25 protein-coding genes are annotated in these 25,927 nt (G+C 39.8%); all 25 read left to right on the forward strand.

What is annotated here, in order from left to right; translation table 11 throughout:
- The first annotated feature begins 168 nt into the window (after positions 1 to 168).
- Positions 169 to 402, forward strand: coding sequence for an acyl carrier protein (locus tag ACAN53_RS03720; RefSeq protein WP_379967197.1), 234 nt, complete (start codon positions 169 to 171; stop codon positions 400 to 402).
- Positions 403 to 477: 75 nt separating this feature from the next.
- Positions 478 to 1,215 carry a ribonuclease III gene (gene rnc / locus ACAN53_RS03725; protein WP_379967200.1) on the forward strand — a complete coding sequence of 246 codons (738 nt, stop codon included), beginning with the start codon at positions 478 to 480 and terminating at the stop codon, positions 1,213 to 1,215.
- A gap of 52 nt (positions 1,216 to 1,267) precedes the next feature.
- Positions 1,268 to 4,831: a chromosome segregation protein SMC gene (gene smc / locus ACAN53_RS03730; protein WP_379967203.1), complete on the forward strand. Its 3,564-nt coding sequence runs from the start codon at positions 1,268 to 1,270 to the stop codon at positions 4,829 to 4,831.
- Positions 4,832 to 4,846: 15 nt separating this feature from the next.
- Positions 4,847 to 5,824 carry a signal recognition particle-docking protein FtsY gene (gene ftsY, locus ACAN53_RS03735; RefSeq protein ID WP_379967206.1) on the forward strand — a complete coding sequence of 326 codons (978 nt, stop codon included), beginning with the start codon at positions 4,847 to 4,849 and terminating at the stop codon, positions 5,822 to 5,824.
- Positions 5,825 to 5,970: 146 nt separating this feature from the next.
- Positions 5,971 to 6,303: a putative DNA-binding protein gene (locus tag ACAN53_RS03740; RefSeq protein ID WP_379967209.1), complete on the forward strand. Its 333-nt coding sequence runs from the start codon at positions 5,971 to 5,973 to the stop codon at positions 6,301 to 6,303.
- Positions 6,304 to 6,315: 12 nt separating this feature from the next.
- Positions 6,316 to 7,659 carry a signal recognition particle protein gene (gene ffh, locus ACAN53_RS03745; RefSeq protein ID WP_379967212.1) on the forward strand — a complete coding sequence of 448 codons (1,344 nt, stop codon included), beginning with the start codon at positions 6,316 to 6,318 and terminating at the stop codon, positions 7,657 to 7,659.
- A gap of 126 nt (positions 7,660 to 7,785) precedes the next feature.
- Positions 7,786 to 8,058, forward strand: a complete 273-nt coding sequence (gene rpsP / locus ACAN53_RS03750) for a 30S ribosomal protein S16 (protein WP_379967215.1) — start codon at positions 7,786 to 7,788, stop codon at positions 8,056 to 8,058.
- 34 nt (positions 8,059 to 8,092) lie between these two features.
- Entirely contained in the window at positions 8,093 to 8,212 is a 120-nt protein-coding gene (locus ACAN53_RS18080) for a KH domain-containing protein (protein ID WP_463323061.1), read from the forward strand.
- Positions 8,213 to 8,322: 110 nt separating this feature from the next.
- A complete protein-coding gene (gene rimM / locus ACAN53_RS03755) occupies positions 8,323 to 8,841 on the forward strand; it encodes a ribosome maturation factor RimM (RefSeq protein WP_379967218.1) in 519 nt (172 codons plus the stop codon).
- Positions 8,838 to 9,569 (forward strand): tRNA (guanosine(37)-N1)-methyltransferase TrmD, encoded by a 732-nt coding sequence (gene trmD, locus ACAN53_RS03760; protein ID WP_379967221.1) that lies wholly within the window; start codon positions 8,838 to 8,840, stop codon positions 9,567 to 9,569. Before rimM ends, trmD begins: the two co-directional genes overlap by 4 nt.
- Before the next feature lie 161 nt (positions 9,570 to 9,730).
- On the forward strand, positions 9,731 to 10,075 hold the full coding sequence (gene rplS / locus ACAN53_RS03765; protein ID WP_379967224.1) for a 50S ribosomal protein L19: 345 nt from the start codon (positions 9,731 to 9,733) through the stop codon (positions 10,073 to 10,075).
- A gap of 68 nt (positions 10,076 to 10,143) precedes the next feature.
- Positions 10,144 to 10,701, forward strand: a complete 558-nt coding sequence (gene lepB / locus ACAN53_RS03770) for a signal peptidase I (protein WP_379967227.1) — start codon at positions 10,144 to 10,146, stop codon at positions 10,699 to 10,701.
- A 13-nt stretch (positions 10,702 to 10,714) separates the two neighbouring features.
- Positions 10,715 to 11,569: a ribosome biogenesis GTPase YlqF gene (ylqF, locus tag ACAN53_RS03775; protein WP_379967230.1), complete on the forward strand. Its 855-nt coding sequence runs from the start codon at positions 10,715 to 10,717 to the stop codon at positions 11,567 to 11,569.
- A 54-nt stretch (positions 11,570 to 11,623) separates the two neighbouring features.
- Positions 11,624 to 12,385, forward strand: coding sequence for a ribonuclease HII (locus ACAN53_RS03780; protein ID WP_379967233.1), 762 nt, complete (start codon positions 11,624 to 11,626; stop codon positions 12,383 to 12,385).
- 119 nt (positions 12,386 to 12,504) lie between these two features.
- Positions 12,505 to 13,728, forward strand: coding sequence for an acyl-CoA dehydrogenase family protein (locus tag ACAN53_RS03785; protein ID WP_379967236.1), 1,224 nt, complete (start codon positions 12,505 to 12,507; stop codon positions 13,726 to 13,728).
- Positions 13,729 to 13,753: 25 nt separating this feature from the next.
- Positions 13,754 to 14,326, forward strand: a complete 573-nt coding sequence (locus tag ACAN53_RS03790) for a TetR family transcriptional regulator (RefSeq protein WP_379967239.1) — start codon at positions 13,754 to 13,756, stop codon at positions 14,324 to 14,326.
- Between the two features lie 2 nt (positions 14,327 to 14,328).
- Positions 14,329 to 15,393, forward strand: coding sequence for a phosphotransferase family protein (locus ACAN53_RS03795; protein ID WP_379967242.1), 1,065 nt, complete (start codon positions 14,329 to 14,331; stop codon positions 15,391 to 15,393).
- 4 nt (positions 15,394 to 15,397) lie between these two features.
- Positions 15,398 to 16,135: a 2-phosphosulfolactate phosphatase gene (locus ACAN53_RS03800; protein ID WP_379967245.1), complete on the forward strand. Its 738-nt coding sequence runs from the start codon at positions 15,398 to 15,400 to the stop codon at positions 16,133 to 16,135.
- A 418-nt stretch (positions 16,136 to 16,553) separates the two neighbouring features.
- Positions 16,554 to 18,224 (forward strand): long-chain-fatty-acid--CoA ligase, encoded by a 1,671-nt coding sequence (locus ACAN53_RS03805; RefSeq protein ID WP_379967248.1) that lies wholly within the window; start codon positions 16,554 to 16,556, stop codon positions 18,222 to 18,224.
- Between the two features lie 106 nt (positions 18,225 to 18,330).
- Entirely contained in the window at positions 18,331 to 19,215 is an 885-nt protein-coding gene (locus ACAN53_RS03810) for a 3-hydroxyacyl-CoA dehydrogenase family protein (RefSeq protein WP_379970250.1), read from the forward strand.
- Between the two features lie 122 nt (positions 19,216 to 19,337).
- The gene (locus ACAN53_RS03815; protein WP_379967251.1) at positions 19,338 to 20,132 is read left to right on the forward strand and encodes an SDR family oxidoreductase; all 795 of its coding nucleotides are present in this window, start codon (positions 19,338 to 19,340) and stop codon (positions 20,130 to 20,132) included.
- Between the two features lie 178 nt (positions 20,133 to 20,310).
- On the forward strand, positions 20,311 to 21,471 hold the full coding sequence (gene sucC / locus ACAN53_RS03820) for an ADP-forming succinate--CoA ligase subunit beta (RefSeq protein ID WP_379967254.1): 1,161 nt from the start codon (positions 20,311 to 20,313) through the stop codon (positions 21,469 to 21,471).
- 17 nt (positions 21,472 to 21,488) lie between these two features.
- Positions 21,489 to 22,391, forward strand: a complete 903-nt coding sequence (gene sucD, locus ACAN53_RS03825; RefSeq protein WP_379967257.1) for a succinate--CoA ligase subunit alpha — start codon at positions 21,489 to 21,491, stop codon at positions 22,389 to 22,391.
- 402 nt (positions 22,392 to 22,793) lie between these two features.
- Complete coding sequence (dprA, locus tag ACAN53_RS03830; protein ID WP_379967260.1) at positions 22,794 to 23,666, forward strand: DNA-processing protein DprA; 873 nt, start codon at positions 22,794 to 22,796, stop codon at positions 23,664 to 23,666.
- 152 nt (positions 23,667 to 23,818) lie between these two features.
- Positions 23,819 to 25,897, forward strand: a complete 2,079-nt coding sequence (gene topA / locus ACAN53_RS03835) for a type I DNA topoisomerase (RefSeq protein WP_379967263.1) — start codon at positions 23,819 to 23,821, stop codon at positions 25,895 to 25,897.
- The last annotated feature ends 30 nt before the right edge of the window (positions 25,898 to 25,927 follow it).

Raw genomic sequence — 25,927 nt, forward strand, 5'->3', positions numbered from 1 at the left:
AAAAGAAAAGCGGAACCCGGCTCGCTTTGCTCCGGAGGATGGAAGTTCTCGCCCCAAAAGGGGCCATTTGTCTTAAGCGAGTATTTTAAGTAGTTGTAAATCTCGTGTATTTGTCCTAGTTTTTTTGTAGATTATTTAATATAATGATTTGAGGGGAGGTGAATGACAATGGCAACTGTTTTAGAACGCGTAACAAAAATCATCGTTGATCGTCTGGATGCAGATGAATCAAAGGTAATCCCTTCTGCAAGTTTTAAGGAAGATTTAGGTGCTGATTCCTTAGATGTAGTAGAACTTGTAATGCAATTTGAAGATGAATTCGAATTGGAAATTTCTGATGAGGATGCAGAAAAAATCGCTACTGTTGGCGATGCTGTTTCTTACATAGAGAGCCACCTATAATATTTTGAGGTAAGTCCCGCCCTATAGCGGGGCTTCCTCAGTATATATATGCGGATAGATATCCAGGAGGGGCCTATGCCATACAGAAGACATAGAGACAATAGGTATAATATGAAACATCGCGAAGCATTTCAAAAATTTCAAAGTCATATTGGAATCGAATTTACGAATGAAAAACTGTTAATCCAAGCTTTTACACATTCTTCTTATGTGAATGAGCATCGCAAAAAACCTCATGAAGACAATGAGCGTTTGGAGTTTTTAGGAGATGCAGTTCTAGAACTTACTGTTTCACAATATTTGTTTCAAAAATATCCGACAATGAGCGAGGGTGAATTAACAAAGCTACGTGCATCAATTGTTTGTGAACCTTCACTTGTTCAATTTGCTAATGAACTATCATTTGGCGAATTTGTTCTTTTAGGAAAAGGCGAAGAAATGACAGGTGGAAGAGAACGACCTGCTTTGTTAGCGGATGTGTTTGAAGCGTTTATTGGAGCCCTGTACTTAGATCAAGGGTTAGAAGTTGTATGGGATTTTCTAAAAACAGTTGTCTATCCAAAAATCAATGAAGGTGCTTTTTCTCATTTGATGGATTTTAAAAGCCAGCTACAAGAATTAATTCAACGAGATGGTAGTGGAAATATTGAATACGAAATACTGCATGAAAAGGGTCCTGCTCACAGTCGTGAATTTGTTTCCCATGTTATGTTAAATGGTGAAATATTAGGTGTGGGAATGGGACGATCGAAAAAAGAAGCAGAGCAACATGCAGCATCAGAAGCATTAAAAAAATTAAAAGAACATCAATAACAGAATCCCCCTAGAGGTAGGGGGATTCATTATGCATAAAGGGGGAGTAGTGATGTTCCTCAAAAGATTAGAAATCATGGGATTCAAATCATTTGCAGACCGAATATCCATTGATTTTGTCCAAGGCGTGACGGCTGTTGTCGGACCTAATGGCAGTGGGAAAAGTAATATTACGGATGGTATTCGTTGGGTGCTCGGTGAACAGTCGGTAAAATCGCTTCGAGGAGCAAAGCTGGAAGATATTATTTTTGCTGGAAGCGATACGCGAAAACCTTTAAATGTGGCAGAAGTTACCCTTACACTGGACAATGAAGATCAGCGTCTTCCAATTGAATTCAATGAAATCAGTGTGACGAGACGGGTATATCGGTCAGGTGACAGCGACTTTTTTATTAATAAACAAGCGTGTCGCTTAAAGGATATTGTCGACTTATTTATGGATTCGGGTATGGGGCGTGAGGCCTTCTCGATTATAAGCCAAGGAAAAGTTGAAGAAATATTAAGTAGTAAGCCAGAAGACCGCCGTAGCATTTTTGAAGAAGCAGCAGGGGTACTGAAATATAAAACACGGAAAAAGAAAGCAGAAGCAAAATTAGAAGAAACACAGGAAAATTTAAATCGTGTAGAAGATATTATTCATGAACTTAGTAAGCAAATTGAACCATTAGGCATGCAAGCATCGGCTGCAAAAGACTACTTGGAAAAAAAGGAAGAATTAGAACGGGTCGAAGCAGCACTCATTGTGTATGAAATTGAAGAACTTCATGAAAAATGGGAAGCATTATTAAAACAATTAGAGAAAAATAAAGATAAAGAATTGACATTAACTTCTTCTTTACAAAGTGATGAAGCAAATATTGAAAAAATGCGAGCAGACACACAAACCATTGATGAATCTATACAATCCTTGCAGGAAGTGTTGCTCCTTTCTAGCAAAGAATTAGAAAAGCTAGAGGGACAGCGAGAATTGCTGAAAGAACGTAAGAAAAATGCGGATGAAAACTGCTTAAAGCTTGAACAAATGGTTGTGAAACTGACAGAAAAGCTTTCTCAATATGAACGGAATATTACGAGTGATCATTCCCTTCTTCAAGAAATCTATACATATGTAGCAAGGTTACAAACACAATTACATACAAAGCTCACTGCATTGCAATCGTTTGAACAAAATTTAGATGAGCGCATTGAAACATTAAAGGGAGATTACATTGAACTGCTTAATGAGCAAGCAAGTATTCGAAATGAAATTTCTCTTATTGAAGAACAAACAAAACAGCGTCAGTCTAAAAATAAACAACTTGATGAGGAAAATGAAAAATATGTAAAAATGCGTGCTGAAATTAAAGAACGCAAGCAAATTTTAATACAAGAGTATGCTGAATTTAAATCAAAGCTAGAAAATCATAAAGCTCTGTTACGTGAAACAGAGGCGAGTATTACTCATATCAAGCAGGAACGAAACGACAGTGAAGGTAAACTCTATCAAGCCTATCAATTTTTACAAAAAACGCGTTCACGAAAAGAAATGCTAGAAGAAATGCAAGAAGATTATGCAGGGTTCTATCAAGGCGTTCGTGAAGTACTGAAGGCTCGCAATCAGTTACAAGGAATAGAAGGTGCTGTGGCTGAACTGATTTCAGCACCCGCAGAATATGAAGTAGCAATTGAGACGACTCTTGGAGCCGCGATGCAGCATGTTGTAGTAAAAACGGAAGAAAATGGACGAGAAGCGATTTCGTATTTAAAGCGTAATCAATATGGACGGGCAACTTTTTTACCGCTTTCTGTTATTAAAGGGAAAAATGTTACTCCAGAAGCACTACACGGAGCCAAACAGCATCCAGCATTTCTTGGTATTGCTGTTAATCTTATTCAATATGACAAGCGCTATGAAACCATTATCCAAAGTTTGCTCGGCACCGTTTTCGTTACAAAAGATTTAAAGGGTGCGAATGAGTTAGCTCGATTGCTAAAGTATCGGTATCGAATTGTGACGTTAGAAGGTGATATCGTAAATCCTGGCGGTGCTATGACTGGCGGAGCAGTAAAACAGGCAAAAACCTCTCTCTTAAGTCGTCAACGTGAAATAGAGACGGTTACTGCTAAATTGGCGGAGATGGAGGAAAAAACGAACAGTCTAGAAGAACGTGTTCGGAACTTAAAGCAACGCATTCATGATGAAGAAAACCAAGTAATTCGGTATCGAAATGATTGGGATGCGATGCTCATGCAAGATCAAGAACGCACAAAGAGGCTGACACAAGTAGAGGTTGAAGAGAACCGTGTGAACGACCGATTAGCTATGTATGATCTTGAAATGGAGGGAAGTGTTCAAGATCAATCGAAAAGAGAAGAGCGTATACAGGAATTAGAAGAAAAACTACAGCTTCTTGCGCAAAAGCTTATTAAGTATGATGAAGAAATTGGCGCTCTGTCAAAGAAAAAAAATGAGCAGACTACCTCAAAGGAAAAATTGCAAGATGAAATTACAGAATTGAAAGTAGCCGTAGCAAAGCATCAACAACGACAAAGTAATCAGCAAGAAAAGGTAACGCGTTTAGAAAAGGATTATCAGAGTGCACAACAACAAATCATACAAACGAAAGAAGATTTAACGTTTTTAAAACAAGAAATGACTTCGAATTCTAGCGGTGAAGAGCAGCTTTCTGCTATGATTCAGATGAAGGATACTGAGCGTAATCGTTCGACAGAATTAATTCGTTTACGTCGTGAACAACGATTTACACTGCAAGAAACCTATGAGAAGCTAGAGCAAGAGGGAAAGGAAACAAAGCGCCAGCAAAAGTACCTCATACAACTCGTTAAAGAGCAAGAGATACAAGTAAACCGTTTGGATGTAGATCTTGACAATCGCTTGCAGCAGCTACAGGAGGCTTATTCTATTTCATTTGAAGCAGCGAAGAATAAATATCCGATGGAAATGCCAGTAGAAGATGCCAAAAGACAAGTGAAATTAACAAAGGCTAGCATCGATGAACTTGGAACGGTAAACTTAGGTGCAATCGATGAATACGACCGTATTTCACAGCGCTATACATTTCTACTAGAGCAGCAAGGAGATTTAGTTGAGGCGAAGGAAACTTTGTATCAAGTAATTGGTGAAATGGATGAAGAAATGAAGAAACGATTTTCTCATACTTTTACTGCTATTAAATCTGAGTTTCAAGAAACCTTCCGAGAACTTTTTGGTGGAGGGCGTGCAGATCTTGTGATGACAGATGATGCCGATATACTTGCTACTGGAATTGATATCGTGGCACAGCCTCCAGGGAAGAAACTTCAAAACTTAGGGTTACTTTCTGGTGGGGAACGTGCGCTAACTGCCATTGCCTTATTGTTTGCCATTTTACGAGTTCGTCCAGTGCCATTTTGCATTTTGGATGAAGTAGAAGCTGCACTCGACGAAGCGAATGTGTTAAGATTTGCACAATACTTAAAGAATTTTAGTGCAGCCACTCAATTTATAGTAATCACACACCGCAAAGGCACCATGGAAGAATGTGATGTGCTTTATGGAGTTACTATGCAAGAATCCGGTGTATCAAAACTCGTTTCTGTTAGACTCGATGAAAAAGAAAATGTTCTTACGGAATAGAAAGGATTGATGAATATGAGTTTTTTTAGCAAACTGAAAGAGACACTGTCACAACAGGCCAGTTCTGTAACAGAAAAATTTAAACAAGGTATGGAAAAAACGAGAGATTCCTTTGCAGGAAAAGTGAATGATCTCGTCTACCGTTACCGTAAAATCGACGAAGACTTCTTTGAAGAGTTAGAGGAAATTTTAATCGGTGCCGACGTTGGGGTTTCGACTGTCATGGATCTAATTGATGAGCTAAAAGAAGAAGTGAAACGTCGCAATATTCAAGATCCACGTGATATGCAAAGTGTTATTTCTGAAAAGCTAGTTGAAATATATGAAGGTGGATCATTCCAGAATAAATTAAATATACAGCAAGGATTGACTGTTATTTTATTTGTCGGTGTAAATGGTGTAGGCAAAACAACGACTATCGGAAAGCTTGCCCATAAATTAAAGCAAGAAGGTAAGTCTGTTTTATTAGCAGCTGGCGATACGTTCCGTGCAGGAGCAATAGAACAGCTAGAAGTATGGGGAGAACGTGTGGGTGCGGAGGTCGTTAAACATACAGCTGGGTCAGATCCGGCAGCTGTCATGTTTGATGCTATTCAAGCTGCAAAAGCCCGTAACGTGGATGTATTGCTATGTGATACCGCAGGCCGCTTGCAGAATAAAGTGAATTTAATGAAGGAATTAGAAAAAGTGAAGCGAGTCATTGAACGTGAAGTGCCATCTGCACCTCATGAAGTACTGCTTGTAATGGATGCAACGACAGGTCAGAATGGGTTAAGCCAGGCCAAAACGTTTCGTGAGGCGACAGATGTTACGGGCATCGTTCTAACAAAGCTTGATGGAACAGCAAAAGGTGGCATCGTATTAGCGATTCGCAACGAAATGGATGTACCTGTTAAGCTTGTTGGTTTAGGTGAGAAGATGGATGATTTACAAGAATTTGATCCGCAACAATATGTGTATGGATTGTTTGCCGATTTAATTGAAGCTGAATAAAAGAAACAATCCTATTGGATCGAAGCCTTATCCTTTGTTAATCCTGCTATTTAATAGCTAGAAAAGGAAAAATACTTGACAGTGTATATGAGATTTTGTACACTTGTTTTTGTAAAGGTAATCTACTTAACAAAGGATGATGAAGCATGCTCGAAAAAACAACGAGAATTAACTATTTATTTGATTTTTACCAATCGTTGTTAACCCCGAAGCAAAGAAGCTACATGTCTCTTTACTATTTAGATGATTACTCACTTGGCGAGATTGCAGAAGAGTTTGATGTAAGCCGTCAAGCTGTATATGATAATATTAAGCGTACGGAGGCAATGCTAGAAGAATACGAAGAAAAACTCGTATTATTTCAAAAGTTTCAAGCACGGCAACGTCTTATCGAACAGCTGAAATCATTCATTAGCGAGGGCAACCAAACAAATGAAGAAGCATTACAAATTGTTGAGGCTATTGAAAAATTAGAGTAGGAGGGCGGCATTATGGCATTTGAAGGATTGGCCGACCGACTTCAACAGACATTGCAAAAAATTCGCGGTAAAGGGAAAGTATCTGAAGCCGACGTAAAAGAAATGATGCGTGAAGTTCGTCTAGCCCTTTTAGAAGCAGACGTTAATTTTAAAGTGGTAAAAAACTTTATCAAACAAGTATCCGAGCGTGCTGTTGGGCAAGAAGTAATGAAAAGCTTAACGCCTGGGCAACAGGTTATTAAGGTTGTTCAAGAAGAGCTTACAGAACTTATGGGCGGGGAGCAGAGTAAAATTGCGGTTTCCAGTCGTCCTCCAACTGTCATTATGATGGTAGGGCTGCAAGGTGCGGGGAAAACAACGACAACAGGAAAGCTTGCAAACTTACTTCGTAAAAAGCATAATCGAAGCCCTCTTCTAGTGGCGGCAGACATTTACCGACCAGCAGCAATTAAACAGCTAGAAACACTCGGGAAACAACTGGATATGCCTGTATTTTCATTAGGTGATAAAGTAAGCCCTGTTGAAATTGCAAAGCAAGCGATTGAAAAAGCAAAGCAAGATCATAATGATTACGTACTCATTGATACAGCAGGTCGCTTGCACATTGATGAAGAACTCATGAACGAATTGCAGCAAGTGAAGGAAGTAGCGCAGCCAGATGAAATTTTCCTTGTAGTCGATTCCATGACTGGGCAAGATGCTGTCAATGTAGCGCAAAGCTTCCATGAACAGCTCGGGTTAACAGGTGTTGTGTTAACAAAGCTGGATGGTGATACACGCGGCGGGGCAGCCCTGTCTATTAAAGCTGTTACAAATACCCCAATTAAATTCGTGGGACTAGGTGAAAAGCTAGATGCATTAGAGGCTTTTCATCCCGAGCGTATGGCTTCTCGCATTTTAGGGATGGGTGATGTGCTTACACTGATTGAAAAAGCACAATTTGCCGTTGATCAGGATAAAGCGAAAGAGCTCGAACAGAAGATGCGGTCGCAATCGTTTACATTTGATGATTTTCTCGAGCAGCTTGGACAAGTGCGTCAGCTTGGACCACTTGATGAAATTTTAAATATGATTCCAGGCGCCAACAAGATGAAAGGCTTGAAGAATGTTCAAGTCGATGATAAGCAAATCGGACATGTAGAGGCTATTATTCGTTCCATGACGAAGAAGGAACGGGAGCAGCCTGAACTAATTAATGCGAGTCGCAAAAAAAGAATTTCAAAAGGAAGTGGGACTTCTATACAAGAAATAAACCGCTTGCTAAAGCAATTTGAAGATATGAAAAAAATGATGAAATCGATGACAAGCATGCAAAAAGGGAAGAAAAAAGGCATGCCTAAATTCCCTTTTATGTAATATAGTTACAATATTCTTGTGGATTTTAAGAAAATTTTGTTCTGTTAAGAATTTATACTTTACAAAGGAACAACATATTTGATAATATAATTATCTGTGTGAAACAATTTCGGAGGTGCTTTATAAATGGCAGTTAAAATTCGTTTAAAACGTATGGGAGCAACAAAGTCTCCTTTCTATCGTGTAGTAGTAGCAGATTCTCGTTCTCCTCGTGATGGACGCTTCATTGAAGAGATTGGATACTATAATCCAGTTGCACAACCTGCAGAAGTGAAAATCAACGAAGAACGCGCATTACAATGGTTACAAAATGGTGCAAAACCATCTGATACAGTTCGTAACCTTTTCTCAAATCAAGGAATTCTTGAAAAATTTCATTTGTCTAAGCTAAATAAATAATTGAGGCTCTCCCAATGATGATGGATTGATCCAAATGATTGTAAGATCACTTGAGAGTGATTCAGAAGATGTTGGAGAAGTCATTGGAAAATATGGACGAATCGCAAAAATGATTCGGATTATGTTTCGTCAGCGGGACTTCAACAGAATATGAAAGCTACAATAGAAATTTTATCTAAAAAAGGGTGAGGGAGTATTCCTCTCCCTTTTTTAATAAGGTAGGAAACAAAGTCAAGCCATAAACCATAACAGGAGTGAATATTGATGGCAAAGTGGTTGAATGTAGGGAAAATTGTTAATACGCATGGTATTAAAGGAGAATTACGCGTTATTTCCAGTACGGATTTTCGTGAGGAACGTTATAAAGTTGGAAATAAGCTTTCGATTTGGAAAGAGGGAAGTAAGGAACCAATACATGTTACAGTATCTTCTCACAGAGTTCATAAATCATTTGATCTACTTACTTTTGCGGGTTATGAAGATGTAAATGTTGTTGAACAATTTAAAGGTGCCACATTAAAGGTGACAGATGAGAACCTCGTAGGACTTGAAGAAGGAGAATACTATTACCATGAAATTATTGGTTGCCGCGTTGTAACAGAGGACGAAGAAGAAATCGGTACGATTACTGAAATTCTTTCACCTGGCGCTAACGATGTTTGGGTTGTAAAACGAAAGAATGGAAAAGAAGCATATATACCCTATATTGATCAAGTTGTGTTACAAGTAAATCCAAAGGAAAAAATAGTGATAATTGCATTAATGGAAGGGTTATTAGAATGAAAATAGATATATTAACCTTGTTTCCTGAAATGTTCACCGGGGTGTTTGGTTCCTCCATTTTAAAAAAAGCCCAGGAGAAGCAGGCTGTTTCGCTTAACGTAATTAATTTTCGTGACTATTCTACAGATAAACATCATAATGTTGATGATTATCCATATGGCGGAGGAGCAGGAATGGTACTTGCCCCTCAGCCGATTTTTGATGCGGTAGAGCATCTATCACAATCTTCTAAGAAGCCCCGCGTTATTTTAATGTGTCCACAGGGAGAACGGTTTTCACAGAGCAAGGCGGAAGAACTAGCGCATGAAGAACATTTAATTTTTATTTGTGGTCATTATGAGGGATATGATGAGCGCATTCGAACGAATCTTGTTACAGATGAAATATCAATTGGTGATTATGTATTAACGGGCGGTGAGTTGGCAGCGATGACAGTTACCGATAGTGTTGTCAGGTTATTACCTGAAGTGCTGGGTAACGAACAGTCTTGTGCAGAAGATTCATTCAGTACAGGATTGATTGAACATCCACATTACACACGTCCAGCAGAGTTTCGAGGTATGAGCGTACCCGATATACTTTTATCAGGTAATCATCAAAAAATCGAACAATGGCGCCACAAAGAATCTCTACGAAGAACCTATAATCGTCGGCCAGATTTGTTAGAGAAACGTGAACTTACACAGGTAGAAAAAGAATGGATTCAAGAGTTTAAACAAGACAAGTAAAAAACCTTAACAGTTTTAAGAAATCTTAGTTTTATGCTATTGCAACCAATACTATTGTATGCTATGATATCACTTGTGACTTATATAAGTCTAACCACGATGTTCCGCTGCAATTGCAAAAAAGGCTTGTAAGAGCATCCGTTTGGAAGGAGAAAACATATATGCAAAATGTAATCAATGAAATTACAAAGGATCAATTAAGAACGGATTTACCATCTTTCCGTCCTGGTGACACAGTACGTGTACATGCCAAAGTAGTAGAAGGTACTCGTGAAAGAATTCAAATCTTCGAAGGCGTTGTTATTAAGCGTCGCGGAGGCGGAATTAGTGAAACATTCATCGTTCGTAAAGTATCTTACGGCGTTGGAGTTGAACGTACATTCCCAGTTCATACACCACGTATTGCAAAGTTAGAAGTACTACGTCGTGGTAAAGTACGTCGTGCTAAGTTGTACTACTTGCGTGAGCTTCGCGGTAAAAAAGCTCGTATTAAAGAAATTAGATAATGAACATGTGGGAGCTTGTGATAGCAAGCTCCCTTTTTCCAATAATAGCAAGTAGCGGAGGTTCGTTCATGGCGAAAGGAAAAAACCAAACGTGGGAATGGATTAAAGCATTTGTTGTAGCAATCGCATTAGCGGCTATCATCCGCTTTTTTTTCTTTGCTCCTATTTTAGTAGATGGCGTATCGATGATGCCGACATTACATGACCATGATCGCATGATTGTAAATAAAATCAGTTACAAAATTAGTGAGCCAAAGCGCTTTGATATCATTGTTTTTAAAGCAACTGTGGACAAAGATTATATCAAACGTATTATTGGTTTACCAGGAGACACAATCGAATATAAAGATGATGTTCTTTATGTAAACGGGAAACGATATGAAGAACCTTATCTTGATGCATATAAAACGCAAGTTAAAGACGGACCACTTACGTATGATTTTAAATTAGAGGACATTACTGGGCAGAAAACAGTGCCACAAGGGCAGATTTTTGTTATGGGGGATAATCGTAGGCTTAGTAAAGATAGTCGCACGATTGGAACAGTAGCAATTGATCAAGTAATTGGGAAAACAAATATTGTATATTGGCCGTTTTCAGATGCCCGTATGATTCCGCATCCTTAAGGAGGATGATTGTTTGACTATACAATGGTTTCCAGGCCATATGGCGAAAGCAAGACGACAAATAACCGAGAAACTAAAGCTTATTGATCTTGTCATTGAACTTGTTGATGCACGCTTACCTTCATCTTCACGCAATCCGATGATGGATGAAATTGTTGTAAATAAGCCGCGTCTCATTGTTATGACAAAAGCAGATTTAGCTGATGAACGAATGACAAATAAATGGATTAAACATTTTCAAAACAGTGGCTATAAAGCAATTGCTTTAAATGTGCAAGCTGGCCAGGGAATGAAGGAAATAACAGCAGCATCAAAGGAACTTGTAAAAGAAAAAACGGATAAACTGATTGCCAAGGGTGTAAATCCTCGTGCCATCCGCGCTTTAATCGTGGGTATTCCTAACGTAGGGAAATCAACTTTAATCAATAAACTTGCCAAAAAGAATATTGCAAAGACGGGAGATCGTCCAGGTGTTACGACAGCACAGCAATGGATTAAAGTGGGCAAGGAGTTAGAGCTGCTAGATACTCCGGGTGTATTATGGCCGAAATTTGAGGATGAGCAAGTTGGTTATCGCTTAGCAACGACTGGTGCTATTAAAGACTCTATTTTAAATTTACAAGATATAGCAGTGTATGCTCTTCGTTTTTTATCTGCGCATTACCCTGATAATTTAATGGGACGCTATCAACTATCTGATATACCAGATGAAATTGTTGAACTTTTTGATGCAATTGGGAAAAATAGAGGCTGCATCATGAGCGGCGGGATTATCGATTATGATAAAACAGCGGAGCTAGTTCTGCGAGAACTTCGTGCAGGGAAGCTAGGCCGTCTTACACTAGAAGAACCAGAAATAATAGCATAAAGGTGCGCATAGGCGTGCCTTTCTTTTTGTTTGGAAACATGTAGGAGGGATTTTATGGGGAAAACGATTCGTGAAATTGGGCTACTTCTAGATACAATCACTTCAGAAATGGATGAACGCTTTTTAGAAGTATTGCAAGATGAACGTAAAGGTGTGCAAAGTCTTGTTACACGGTGGCGTAAAAAAAGAAAACAAGAAATGGTTCAGCGAGAACATTTTTTCCAGATGACACAATTCGAAACTGCACTTCGAACGCAAGGTGTGAAGTGGATTGCAGGGATTGATGAAGTAGGAAGAGGCCCTTTAGCTGGTCCTGTTGTTGCTGCTGCTGTTATTTTGCCAGAGTCTTTTTTTCTTCCTGGTTTAAATGATTCGAAACAATTAAGCGAGGCGCGGCGAGAACAGTTTTTCGAATCTATACAAGACGAAGCAATTGCAATTGGAATTGGCATTGTGTCTTCAGAAATTATAGATGAAATCAATATCTATCAAGCTACAAAGAAAGCTATGCTGCTAGCGATTTCTCATTTGTCCGTTAGACCGGAACATTTGTTAATTGATGCTATGAAATTACCAATTGATACGATGCAAACATCCATTATTAAGGGGGATGCTAAAAGCATTTCGATTGCTGCGGCTTCGGTTGTGGCGAAAGTAACACGAGATCGTATGATGAAGCAATTAGGAGAACAATATCCCGAGTATGGATTTGAAAGGAATATGGGGTATGGAACAAAGGAACATCTAGAAGCACTACAAACATATGGTGTGTTACCATTTCACCGTAAATCATTTGCACCAATTAAAGACATGTAAGGAACTGCCTATGCAGTTTCTTTTTTTTTGAAAAATAGAAGGAATTTGGATTAATAGAGAAGAATTAGAATATATTGTAAAAAACATACCGACTGGTTAGTAAACAAGGAGGATCGTATATGAATTTTTCTTATAGTGAAAAGGTACGACACTTACTCACGCAGCTAGAAGATTTTATGGAAGCAGTTGTGTATCCAAATGAAAGTGTTTATGAACAGCAGCTTCAGAAAGACCGCTGGTGTATTCCGCCCATCATGGAAGAGATGAAACAAAAAGCGAAAGAAGCGGGTCTTTGGAATTTATTTTTACCGAATCAATACGGGGCTGGTTTGACAAATGTAGAATATGCACCGCTTTGTGAAGTGATGGGACGTTCCTTTATAGCACCAGAGGTGTTTAACTGTGCTGCTCCGGATACGGGGAATATGGAGGTATTAGCTCGTTACGGAACAGAGGAACAAAAGGAAAGATGGCTGAAACCTCTGTTAAACGGCGATATTCGTTCTTGTTTTGCTATGACTGAGCCTGACGTTGCTTCCTCGGATGCAACAAACATTCAATCTTCCATTACGCGGGTAGGCGATGCATATGTCATTAACGGAAGAAAATGGTGGACATCTGGTGCGGGGGATCCGCGCTGTAAAATTGCTATTTTCATGGGAAAGTCAGATGAATCAGCGCCGCGTCATGTGCAACAGTCGATGATTCTTGTTCCGATGGATGCGGAAGGGGTGAAGATACTTCGAACATTGCCTGTATTCGGCTATGATCATGCTCCGCACGGTCATGCAGAGGTGTTATTTGAAAATGTTGTTGTCCCTGCTTCAAATATGATTTGGGAAGAAGGGAAGGGTTTTGCGATTGCACAAGGAAGGTTAGGACCTGGTCGAATCCACCATTGTATGCGTTTACTCGGTGCGGCAGAACGGGCACTTGAAATTATGTGTCGGCGTTCCTTAAGTAGGGTTGCTTTTGGAAAGACAATTTCCGAGCAAGGAGTGGTGCAGGACTGGATTGCAACAGCACGCATTGAAATAGAACAAGCACGCCTTCTTACGTTAAAAGCTGCCTATATGATGGATACGGCGGGAAATAAAGTAGCGAAAAAAGAAATTGCTATGATCAAAGCCGTTGCACCAAATGTCGCATTGCGCGTACTTGACCGAGCCATTCAAACGTTGGGCGGAGCAGGTGTGAGCGATGATTTTCCGTTAGCAGCACACTGGGCTAATGCAAGAACACTTCGCTTAGCCGATGGACCAGATGAAGTACACAAGGCTGCCATTGCCAAGCTTGAATTAAAGCCATATCAAGTGGAACGTTCCGCAATGAAAATGGTATAAGAAGGTATCAAGAGAAGGTGAGAATGTGAAAGAGAAAATCATACAAGCAAGCATCGAACTATTTGAAAAACAAGGATTTGCGGAAACATCTATTCAGCATATTGTTGATACCGTTGGGGTGACGAAAGGCGCTTTTTATTACCATTTTGTAAGTAAAGAGGAGCTACTTGTTGCCATTCATCACCGCTTTATCGATTTCATTTTGCGTAAGCAGAATCAAATTATGAAGAGGTTAGATACATCCTTTCGTGAGAAGCTACATCAAATCATCACAATGCTCCTACAAAATATTGAGCAGAACGGAAAAAGTGCACGCGTGTTTTTTCGGGAATTACAAAATTTAAAGGATAGCAATTTAGAAGAGTTACTTGAAAAGCGAGATCAGTTTCGACGTGGGTTGGAAGAGGTAATACGGAGGGGAATCGAAATCGGGGAGTTTAAACAGGAATTAAATCCAAGCATGATTGCACTCGGCATTTTAGGGATGTGTAATTGGAGTTACATGTGGTTTAATCCAAGTGGCCCTATAAAAGCTGAAGCGTTTGCAAATATATGTATGGATATGGTCTTAAATGGAATTGAAAAAAAGGAGGGATGAGGATGCTAGATACTATTCCGGTTCGAAAGGGAGAAGAATTGCCAATCGCACAATTGGAACAGTTTCTAAGACGGAATTTGCAGGATATTCCAGATGAACATTTGCTTGTACAGCAATTTCCTAGCGGTGCTTCCAATTTAACGTATGAACTGAAAATTGGTACGTGGGAGGCTGTACTTCGTCGTCCTCCATTAGGAAAAGTGCCCCCAAAGGCTCATGATATGCAGCGCGAATCGATGCTCCTTAGTCTATTACATGATGTATTTCCCTTAGCTCCAAAGCCGTATTTGTTTCATGAGGGTACAGAGATTCTTGGATGTCCTTTTTTTATCATGGAACGTCGCCGCGGCATTGTGCTAGACACTGCGTTTCCGGATGAAATTAAGCCTACGAAGCAGTTGTGTCATGAGATTTCGGAATCAATTGTTGATACACTCGTGTCTCTTCATGATGTGCAGTATGAACAAACACCGCTTGCGAAAATTGGGTATCCAGATGGATTCATGGAAAGACAAGTAAGAGGCTGGATTCAAAGATATGAGAAAGCGAAAACAGACGAATTTTCTGAAGTCGAGCATATTACGAAATGGCTTACGACAAATATTCCGCAGTCACCAAAGCCTTCTATTATCCATTATGATTTTAAATGTAACAATATGTTGTTTGCTAATGATGATGTGACGAAGGTTGTTGGTTTGTTTGACTGGGAAATGTCTACGATTGGAGATCCCCTAGCAGATGTTGGTGCAGCCATGAGCTACTGGGTGCAAGCAGAGGATCCAAACTTTTTGCAATATGGATTGGGTCAACCTCCTATTACGGTACAAGATGGTTTTATGACGAGAGATGAATTTGTAGAAGCCTATGCAAAAAAGAGCGGCCGAGATGTATCCAACATCCACTTTTATATTACCTTTGCATATTTCAAACTGGCTGTGATTATTCAACAGATTTTTTATCGATATAAACAGGGACAAACGAAAGATCCTCGGTTTGCAAAGATGGATCAGTTTGTACGAGGTCTCCTATTGCATGCAGGGGAGCAGTCTCAGAAATATAGGGGGTAAGGAAGTGGGAAAACTTCATGTTGTTATGACAAAAGAAGAAATTCGTAGCAACGAACTGGAGGGGAATATAGCGGTTGTACTTGATGTATTAATTGCGACATCGATGATTACAGTCGCCTTGCAGTACGGTGCAAAGGCAGTCATTCCTGTTCGCTCGAAGGAAGAGGCATTGGTAAGAAAACAGCAAGATAAACGTGATTGTATTGTAGTAGGAGAACACCAAGGCCGTTCTATTGAGAATTTTCTGCTTCCGTATCCGAGTGAATTAAAAGGCATATTGCAGAATAAGACGATGATTCTCGCCACTACGAACGGTACGGTTGCAATTTCGAGCGCATCGGTAGCAAAGGAAGTATATGTAGCTTCTCTCTTTAATGGTCACGCGGTAGCAAAAACGGTTCAGGCTGAACATGAAGACGAAACAATTGTCATCATCTGTTCTGGTTCTGGCGGCAATGTATCTCTTGAAGATTTTTACGGTGCGGGTTTTGTCATCCATCATCTTATGCAGCAAGGACAGTGGGACCTTACCGATTCCGCTAGGATTGCATACCTCTTTTATAAAGGAAATAAAGATTGTGCAGAGCAGCTTCTCTTGTCTTCTAGGGTCGGTCGCTCACTAAGAAAGGCTGGCTATGAGAAAGAGATCTTGTATGTGGCAAAGCAAGGATTATACCCGCTTGTTGCCAAACTGTACAAAGATGAGATTCGAATGGAGGAAAGTATATGCCACAAGCTGTAACGGCTGGTGGTAGTTTTATTACAAAAGAAGCATCACATTTTTTTACTCCATAGGATTTTCAAGAGGAATATAGATTAATTGAAACGACAGTAAAAAAGCAGGAAATCGTACTAAAGAATCTACAGATTGTAATCTTGCTTTACGGGGCCGAACTACGGTCCTTCGTGCGCAAAAGTATGGGGGAGCTCTCCAACACCTCTTTGCAAACGCTTACTTAAATGATACGTATATAGAAGTAGAAATCCTTACCCGGAAAATTGTCATTTCACTTTGTGAAGAAAAAGAGCAAATCCAATATTTAAATTGGATAAGGGTAGAATGCGACCATTTCCTTTACACAAATGTTGTAGAAGAGAAACGTACGATTGCGAAAGCGGTATTACGCGCCGAAAAATATGTATGTGAAGGGGAGATATAGATGAAAGAGCTTCACTTTCCGCATTGGCCAAAAGGGTTGCCGAAAACGATTGCTATTCCTGAGCAAAATCTTTCCGAAACTTTACGGGTGTCTGCTCAGAAAAATCCGAATAAAGCAGCAATTGTATACTATGATTCTGTAATTACCTACAAACAACTAGAGGCTGAGGTTATAAAAGTATCCGGTTACTTCGAGCAGGTGTTAGGCGTGCAAAAAGGAGATCGAGTTTTACTTTATATGCAAAACTCACCGCAGTTTGTCATCGCCTATTATGCGATTCTACGAATTCAGGCCATTGTGGTGCCATTAAATCCAATGAATGTGCCCGAAGAACTTGCCTTTTTTGTAGAAGATAGCGAGGCATCCGTTGCAGTTGTTGGTCAAGAGTTAGTTTCAAACATTGTACCTTTCTTACAAACGACATCTTTACAACATATCATCGTAGCTACCTATTCCGACTATCTTCCTGAGAACACTCCTTATACTCTTTCTGAAATCATTACATCCCAAAGACAGACCATATCACACGAACATATTACTCATTGGAATGAAGTCATTTGCTCCACTCACAAACCTTCGTATTTGTCATTCGAGCCGGGTACGGTTGCGGTGCTACCTTATACGTCAGGAACAACGGGAAATCCAAAAGGGTGCATTCATACACATGAAACAACGCTTGCAAATGTATTAGGTGCAGCTTATTGGACTCATTTGACAGATGATGCCGTTATTTTAGCTACTTTGCCGTTTTTTCATGTGACAGGTATGCAGCATGGGATGAATGCCCCGTTGTATGTGGGAGCAACCATCGTGATTGTAACGCGCTGGGACCGCGATATCGCAGCAAAACTCATAGAGACATATAAAGTTACTCATTGGATTAACATCAGTACGATGGTAGTGGATTTTTTACAGGTATCTAATCTCACATCTTATGATTTCTCTTCTCTATCTATTGTAGGAGGTGGAGGGGCACCACTTCCTAAGACAATAGGAGAAACATTGTTACAGGTGCTGGGAGTTTCCTATATTGAAGGGTATGGTTTGTCTGAAACGATGGCACAAACACATTTTAATCCTGTGCACAGACCGAAGCTACAATGTATGGGTGTACCTTCCTTTGGGGTAGATGCTCGCGTGTGGGATCCGAATACGCAGCAATTATTAGGTGTAGGAGAAGAGGGGGAAGTAATTGTAGCTGGCCCTCAAGTGTGCAAGGGGTATTGGAAGCGTCAAGAAGCAACGGAAGAAGCCTTTATTACCTTAAATGGAACGACTTACTTTCGAACGGGAGATATTGCAAAAGTGGATGAAGAAGGGTATTACTTCATTGTAGATAGGTTGAAACGAATGATTAATGTTTCTGGCTTTAAAGTATGGCCTACGGAAATCGAAGCTATTTTATATAAGCATCCATCCATTCTGCAAGCTTGTGTCATTGGAGTTCAGGATGAACGATCAGTGGAAGCAGTAAAGGCATTTGTCATTCGAAAACCAAACGAAACCATTACAGAAGATGAAATCATTGCATGGTCGCGCAAGGTTATGGCCAATTATAAGATTCCTCGCACCGTTGCATTTGTAGAAGAGTTGCCGTTGTCTGGGACAGGAAAAATACTATGGCGTCTTCTGCAAGAACAGGAAAAGAAGAAAAAGGAGGAACTTGCATGATACAAACTGTCCCGGGCTCTATGTTTTCTCACCATATATGCTTTCACCGTTTCTCCCCTATACAGCGTGAAACGGGTGTTCTAATGAAATCAATTAATAAGGGGGAATAGGCATGGAACAAGTAAAACACATTTCAGTTATTGGAGCAGGAAGCATGGGACATCAAATTGCGATGCTTTGTGCGTTAGGAGGATTTCAAACGATGTTACAAGATATTCATGAGGGAGCACTTCAGAAGGCGGAGAACACGCTGCATGAATTGATGGATAAATGGGTACGAAAACAGAAAATTTCAGAAGAAGAAAAGGATGCTGCATTTGCTAGATTATCGTTTTCTACGAACCTCGAAAAAGCAGCATCTAAGGCAGATTTGATTATTGAGGCGGTAGTAGAGAAATTAGATGTGAAACGGGAGGTATTTGCAAAATTAGATATATTCGCACCGCCTCATGCGATTTTAGCGACAAATAGCTCTACGATTGTTAATTCGCTTCTTGCATCCGCTACATCTCGTCCGGACAAGGTATGTAACATGCACTTTTTTTATCCGCCCCTTGTAATGGATTGTGTAGAGGTCGTAATGAGCGAGGAAACTTCAGAAGAAACGGCGCAAGTAGCAATGGGTATTTGTAAAAAAATGAATCGAACTGGTATATTGCTTCGCAAAGAAATTTCTGGTTTTGTTGCAAACCGAATTTTGGGTGTATTAATGGATGAAGCCATGAATTTATATGAAGCAGGCATAGCAGATTTTCAAGATATTGATTTGATTTGCAAACGTGCGTTAAACCATCCCATTGGTCCCTTCGCTTTAATGGACTTATCGGGACTAGATGTGGCGTACTATGTACAAACCCAGCGCTATGCGGAAACGAGAGACCCAAGAGATAAACCGCGTGCGATTATTGCTGAAAAATTGAAAGAAGGTAAGCTTGGACGAAAGTCAGGGGAAGGCTGGTACAACTATAAACGAGTAGAGGAAGTGAAATAATCATATATATATATCGGTAGAAAAGCGTGAAAACCTTGCAATTATTGCATACCTCTAAATGTAATGAACAACGCAGTCATGCATGAACTATAAATTGTCTAGACGATAAAGGGGGAAATGAGATGCGAGCTGCAGAAAAAAGCAAAGATGTGACGAACTTGTTTCAGTTAGCAGGGAGAGTGGCCATCGTAACAGGTGGTGGAAGAGGTTTAGGAGAACAACTTGCACGCGGTCTTGCTGAAAGCAAAGCAAATGTTGTTATTTGTTCACGGAAGTTGGAAGCGTGTGAAGAAACTGCGATGCAACTTCAAGAATATGGCATACAAACGTTAGCTATTCCATGTGATATTACTAAACAAGAAGATGTGGATCATGTTGTGGAGGAAACGATGAGGCAATTTGGTCAAATTGATATTTTAATCAATAATTCGGGTATATCATGGGGGGCACCGGTAGAGGAGTATCCCATTGATCGATTCAATCAAGTGCTTCAGGTGAATGTTACAGGGTTATTTATGATTTCACAAGCTGTAGGGCGTGTTATGAAAAAAAGAAAATACGGACGCGTTATTAACATTGCTTCTGTGGCGGGTCTGGTTGGGCAGGATCCACGTGTTTTAGATGCAATTGGATATAGTGCAAGTAAAGGAGCTGTTGTGTCGCTCACAAGAGATCTAGCAGTTAAATGGGCACCACACGGCATTACGGTAAACGCGATTGCACCTGGATTTTTCCCTTCGAAAATGGCAACGACGATTATTGATCGGGCAAAGGATACCATTATACAAGGTATTCCCATGGGAAGACTAGGGGGGGAGGATGATTTAAAGGGGGCGGCACTATTTTTCGCATCAGATGCTGCTAAATACGTAACGGGTCAAGTACTAGCTGTGGATGGCGGGGCTACTGCAATGTAACGAAAAATGAGGGGGAGAATTCCCCCTCCTTTTAATTATGTAAAAACGAGATCTAAATTAATTGTAAAATTTTACATTAAATTATAATTTATGTCATTTCAAACTAGACATTATACTACATTTCCAATAAAATAAAGTAGAGTAAATTTATAACATGACCGCAAAGGAGGCTGGGAAAGTGAATATTCATGAATATCAAGGAAAAGAACTGCTTAGAGAATACGGCGTTGCAGTCCCAAATGGCCAGGTTGCTTTTACGGTGGAAGAGGCCGTGGAAGCAGCGAAACAACTAGGATCTGAAGTAATTGTCGTGAAAGCGCAAATTCATGCAGGAGGACGCGGTAAAGCAGGCGGTGTGAAAATTGCGAAAACTATAGATGAGGTTCGTACATATGCAGAGCAATTGTTAGGAATGACTTTAATAACGCATCAAACAGATGCATCAGGAAAGAAAGTAAAGCGTTTACTTATCGAAGAAGGATGTAACATTCAGAAGGAATATTATGTCGGCTTTGTTTTGGATCGATCTACATCTCAAATTGTTTTAATGGCTTCTGAAGAAGGGGGTACAGAAATTGAAGAAGTAGCAGAACATACCCCGGAAAAAATATTCAAAGAACTGATTGATCCTGCTGTTGGACTTCAAGAATTTCAAGCTCGGCGCATTGCATATAATATTAATATACCAAATTCTCTTATAAATAAAGCTGTAAAATTTATGATAGGTTTATATACAGTTTTCGTAGAAAAAGATTGTATGATTGCAGAGATTAATCCGCTAGTTGTTACCGGAGATGGGAATGTGTTAGCGTTAGATGCTAAGTTAAATTTTGATTCCAATGCGTTATATCGTCATAAGGATATTGTAGCATATCGTGATTTGGATGAAGAGGATGCAAAGGAAATTGAGGCCTCGAGATTTGATTTAAGCTATATTTCACTTCATGGAAATATTGGCTGTATGGTGAACGGAGCAGGACTTGCGATGGCAACACTAGATATTATCAATCATTACGGTGGTAATCCAGCGAATTTTCTTGACGTAGGTGGCGGTGCTACAGCTGAAAAGGTAACGGAAGCCTTTAAAATTATCTTATCAGATGAAAACGTAAAGGGGATTTTTGTCAATATCTTTGGAGGCATTATGAAATGTGATGTCATTGCAAAAGGAATTATTGAAGCAACAAAACAAGTTGGCCTTGAACTTCCACTTGTTGTTCGGCTTGAAGGAACCAATGTTGAACTTGGAAAAAAATTATTAAATGAATCCGGATTAAATATTGCTGCGGCTGAATCGATGGCCGATGGAGCACGAAAAATTGTTGCACTAGTAGGCTAACAAAAGGGGGGAAAACAATGAGTATTTTCGTAAACAAAGATACAACCGTAATCGTCCAAGGCATAACGGGTTCGCAAGGTTTGTTTCATGCAACACAAATGATTGAATATGGAACGAAAGTAGTAGGTGGGACTACGCCAGGAAAAGGTGGAACATTTATAGCGAATGTTCCTGTTTTTAATACTGTAAGCCAGGCGGTAAATGAGACGGGAGCTAGTGTCTCGGTTATTTATGTTCCACCAGCATTTGCAGCAGATGCAATTATGGAAGGAGCTGACGCAAATTTAGATCTAGTCATTGCGATAACAGAAGGCATTCCTGTGCAAGACATGATCAAAGTAAAAAAATACTTGCAAGGCAAAAAAACACGATTATTAGGTCCAAATTGTCCAGGCATTATTACGCCAGAAGAATGCAAAATCGGCATAATGCCAGGCTATATTCATAAAAAAGGTCATATCGGTATTGTATCCCGTTCCGGTACATTAACATATGAAGCTGTCCATCAACTTTCAGAAGCTGGAATTGGTCAATCTACCGCGGTAGGTATCGGGGGAGATCCAGTAAATGGAACGAATTTTATTGATGTACTGCAAGCATTTAATGAAGATGATGAAACGCATGCTATTATCATGATTGGTGAAATAGGCGGAACAGCAGAAGAAGAAGCGGCAGAGTGGATACGAGCTAATATGAAAAAACCTGTAGTAGGGTTTATTGGGGGTCAAACAGCCCCGCCAGGAAAGCGTATGGGCCATGCCGGAGCAATTGTTTCAGGAGGTAAAGGAACGGCATCTGAAAAGATTAAGGTTTTGTCAGAATGCGGCATTACGGTTGCACAGACACCTTCCGTAATGGGAGAAACTCTTATTACAGTTTTAAAGGAAAAAGGATTACTGGAGACTTGTAAAGCTCAGTAATGTGAAAAGAAGGGTGTTCCTATTTGGGCACCCTTTTATTTGTAATTATTTGCGAGGATTCTTATATTTTGCTCGCTTGTCTTTGCTATAACGACCATCGTAAAAGAAGATTTTCCCATCCAATCCATAGGCTGTGATTAAAAAGTTTAATCCAAAGTCAATCCCTACCACATTTTTAATTTTATCAAGATTTGTTGACGAAAATTTTTTTACCATTGGATTGTGTAAGAAGAATTCTTTAAACTTCATGATTGTTGCATTTAATGAAAATATGTATTATTTACAAAAAACAGAGATTGGAGGAAGTACGGGAAAAGGGAATACTTTGGGCTACCGTCCAACTCACAATCCTCTCCCGCCTAAAGCTGACGCTTTTGAGTAAGGGGATCCTGTGCGCAAACGATGAAACGAAAACGACTTCTTCATATTCATACGCTATTAGCCGATAATTGGGGTTTGATTGCAAAACTAATTTCTCTAGATCCACAATTGGAGTGCATATATACGCTCACTGCCTCAGAAATGGAGTCTCTTCTCAAGCTCTCTCCTCAAAAAGCACAACGTTTGTATCATTATCTTCATTCTACGTCAAGTTTTTCAATTGAAGAAGAACTTCGAAACCAAGACATATTTCACATAACAATATGGGATAAAAATTATCCAGTGTTGCTGAAAGAAATCACAGATCCTCCCTTTGTATTATACGGGAAGGGGAATGCTACTCTTTTAAATCATACGCATATGCTAGCTATTGTGGGAACAAGACAACCCTCAACAAATGGGATAAACAGCCTACACTATATTCTCCGCAATCTTCTTCGTGAAGATTGGGTTACTGTAAGTGGGTTAGCCTATGGAATTGACATAAATGCGCATATAACCACACTGGAGCAAGGGAGAAGTACAATTGCAGTATTAGGAGGAGGATTATCGCATATTTATCCACTAGCAAACTATAAAGCATTACAAAAATGGAATCAGAATCTATTACTATTATCGGAGTATCCCCCTTCATACACACCGCAAAAATGGTATTTTCCGAAGAGAAACCGGATTATCAGTGGATTATCACGAGGTGTTTTAATTGTTGAGGCCCAAGAAAGAAGTGGGTCACTGATTACGGCAGACTGTGCATTGGATCAAAATCGTGAAGTGTTTGCATTGCCCGGACCAATCCATCTGTCGTCCACAGTGGGGAGTAACCGACTTATACAGCAAGGAGCGAAGCTTGTAGTGAATTCTGCAGATATTGTCGAAGAATTGACACGAAATTAGTCGATATTGAACATTTTTTAACTTTTATGAAAAGAATGGTTGACAAGTCCCTCCTCATCTATGTTATTTTATATTCATTCTTGATTTACAAAAAGAAGGCGAATCCATCATATTAATGAAGGCTTGAATTCACCTCTTAAGGAGGCACTAGAATGTCAGACTACCTCGTAATTGTAGAGTCGCCATCAAAGGCGAAAACAATAGAGAAATATTTAGGAAAAAAGTATAAAGTGATTGCGTCCATGGGACATGTTCGTGACCTACCAAAAAGTCAAATGGGCATTGAAATAGAAAACAATTATACGCCGAAATATATTACGATACGTGGAAAAGGTCCTGTATTAAGAGATTTAAAGCTAGCTGCAAAAAAAGCAAAGAAAGTATATCTCGCAGCTGACCCGGACCGCGAAGGAGAAGCCATTGCTTGGCATTTAGCTAATACCCTGCATGTTGATACGTCATCTGATTGTCGGGTGGTCTTTAATGAAATAACAAAGGATGCAATTAAGGAATCATTCAAGCATCCACGTGCGATAAATATGGATTTGGTTGATGCGCAGCAAGCTCGCAGAGTACTAGATCGTTTAGTAGGATATAATATGAGTCCCTTATTGTGGAAGAAAGTGAAAAAAGGGTTAAGTGCAGGACGTGTACAATCCGTTGCCGTTCGTCTTATTATGGAGCGTGAACGAGAAATCCAAGCTTTCGTACCAGAAGAATTTTGGACGATAAAAACGAAATTTGAAAAGGGAAATGAAGTATTTGAAGCTTCTTTTTACGGTATGAACGGTGAAAAGACAGAATTGCACAGTGAACAGGACGTACAAAATGTACTGAATAACTTGGATACAAAGCAATTTACAATAGAAACCGTATCGCGTAAGGAACGAAAGCGTAACGCAGCGTTGCCATTTACAACTTCTTCTTTGCAACAAGATGCGGCGCGAAAGTTAAATATGCGTGCGAAGAAGACCATGATGCTTGCGCAGCAACTGTATGAAGGTATTGACTTAGGTAAGGAAGGAACAGTTGGTTTAATTACATATATGAGAACGGATTCAACTCGTATTTCCGAAACAGCGCAAGCGGAGGCTCGTTCTTACATTACAGAAAGATATGGAAAAGACTATGTAAATGTTGAAAAGCGGAAAGAAGTGAAGAAGAACAATACACAAGATGCTCACGAAGCAATTCGTCCTACTTCCACAATTCGCACACCAGAAGAATTAAAGGCTGTGTTAAGTCGTGACCAGTTACGATTATATAAATTAATTTGGGAGCGATTTATTGCTAGCCAAATGACATCGGCTATAATGGATACGGTAACAGTTACGCTAACACATAATAACATACAGTTTCGTGCAAACGGATCGGTAGTGAAATTTCCAGGCTTTATGAAGGTATATGTGGAATCTAGTGATGATGAAAGAGAAGAAAAGGATCGGGTACTTCCTCCTCTTGAAGTAGGGGAGAACGTAGATGCTACAGATATTGAACCCAAGCAGCATTTTACACAGCCGCCTCCGCGTTATACAGAAGCCAGATTGGTTAAAACACTGGAGGAATTAGGTATTGGCCGACCATCAACTTACGTTCCCACACTTGAGACCATTCAACGACGAGGGTATGTGGGATTAGATAATAAGAGATTTGTTCCGACAGAGCTTGGCGGGATTGTCATTGAGCTTGTTCTAGAGTTTTTCCCGGAAGTGATTAATATTGAATTTACGGCTAACATGGAACATAGTTTAGATGAAATCGAGGATGGGAAAGCTAACTGGGTTCAAGTTGTTGATGAATTTTATAGAAGTTTTGAGCAGCATTTAGATAAAGCAGAAAAAGAGATGCGAGAAGTAGAAATAAAAGATGAGCCTGCAGGGGAAGATTGCGATATCTGCGGAAGCCCTATGGTATTTAAAATGGGACGTTATGGGAAGTTCATGGCATGTTCGAATTTTCCTGATTGTCGTAATACGAAACCAATTGTTAAAGAAATTGGAGTTACTTGTCACAAATGTGGGAAAGGGCAAATTATTGAACGCCGTAGCAACAAGAAAAAGCGTATTTTCTATGGTTGTAGCGAGTATCCAGCCTGTGACTTTGTATCATGGGATAAGCCACTTCCACGTACCTGTCCAAAATGTGATGGAATGCTTGTGGAGAAAAAACTGAAAAAAGGTGTTCAAGTACAATGCGTTTCATGCGATTACGAAGAAGTACAACAAATGTGAGCAGGTCTTGCTCACATTTTTTTCGGACAT

The sequence above is a fragment of the Ectobacillus soli genome, assembly GCF_042610425.1.
Classification (GTDB): domain Bacteria; phylum Bacillota; class Bacilli; order Bacillales; family Bacillaceae_G; genus Ectobacillus.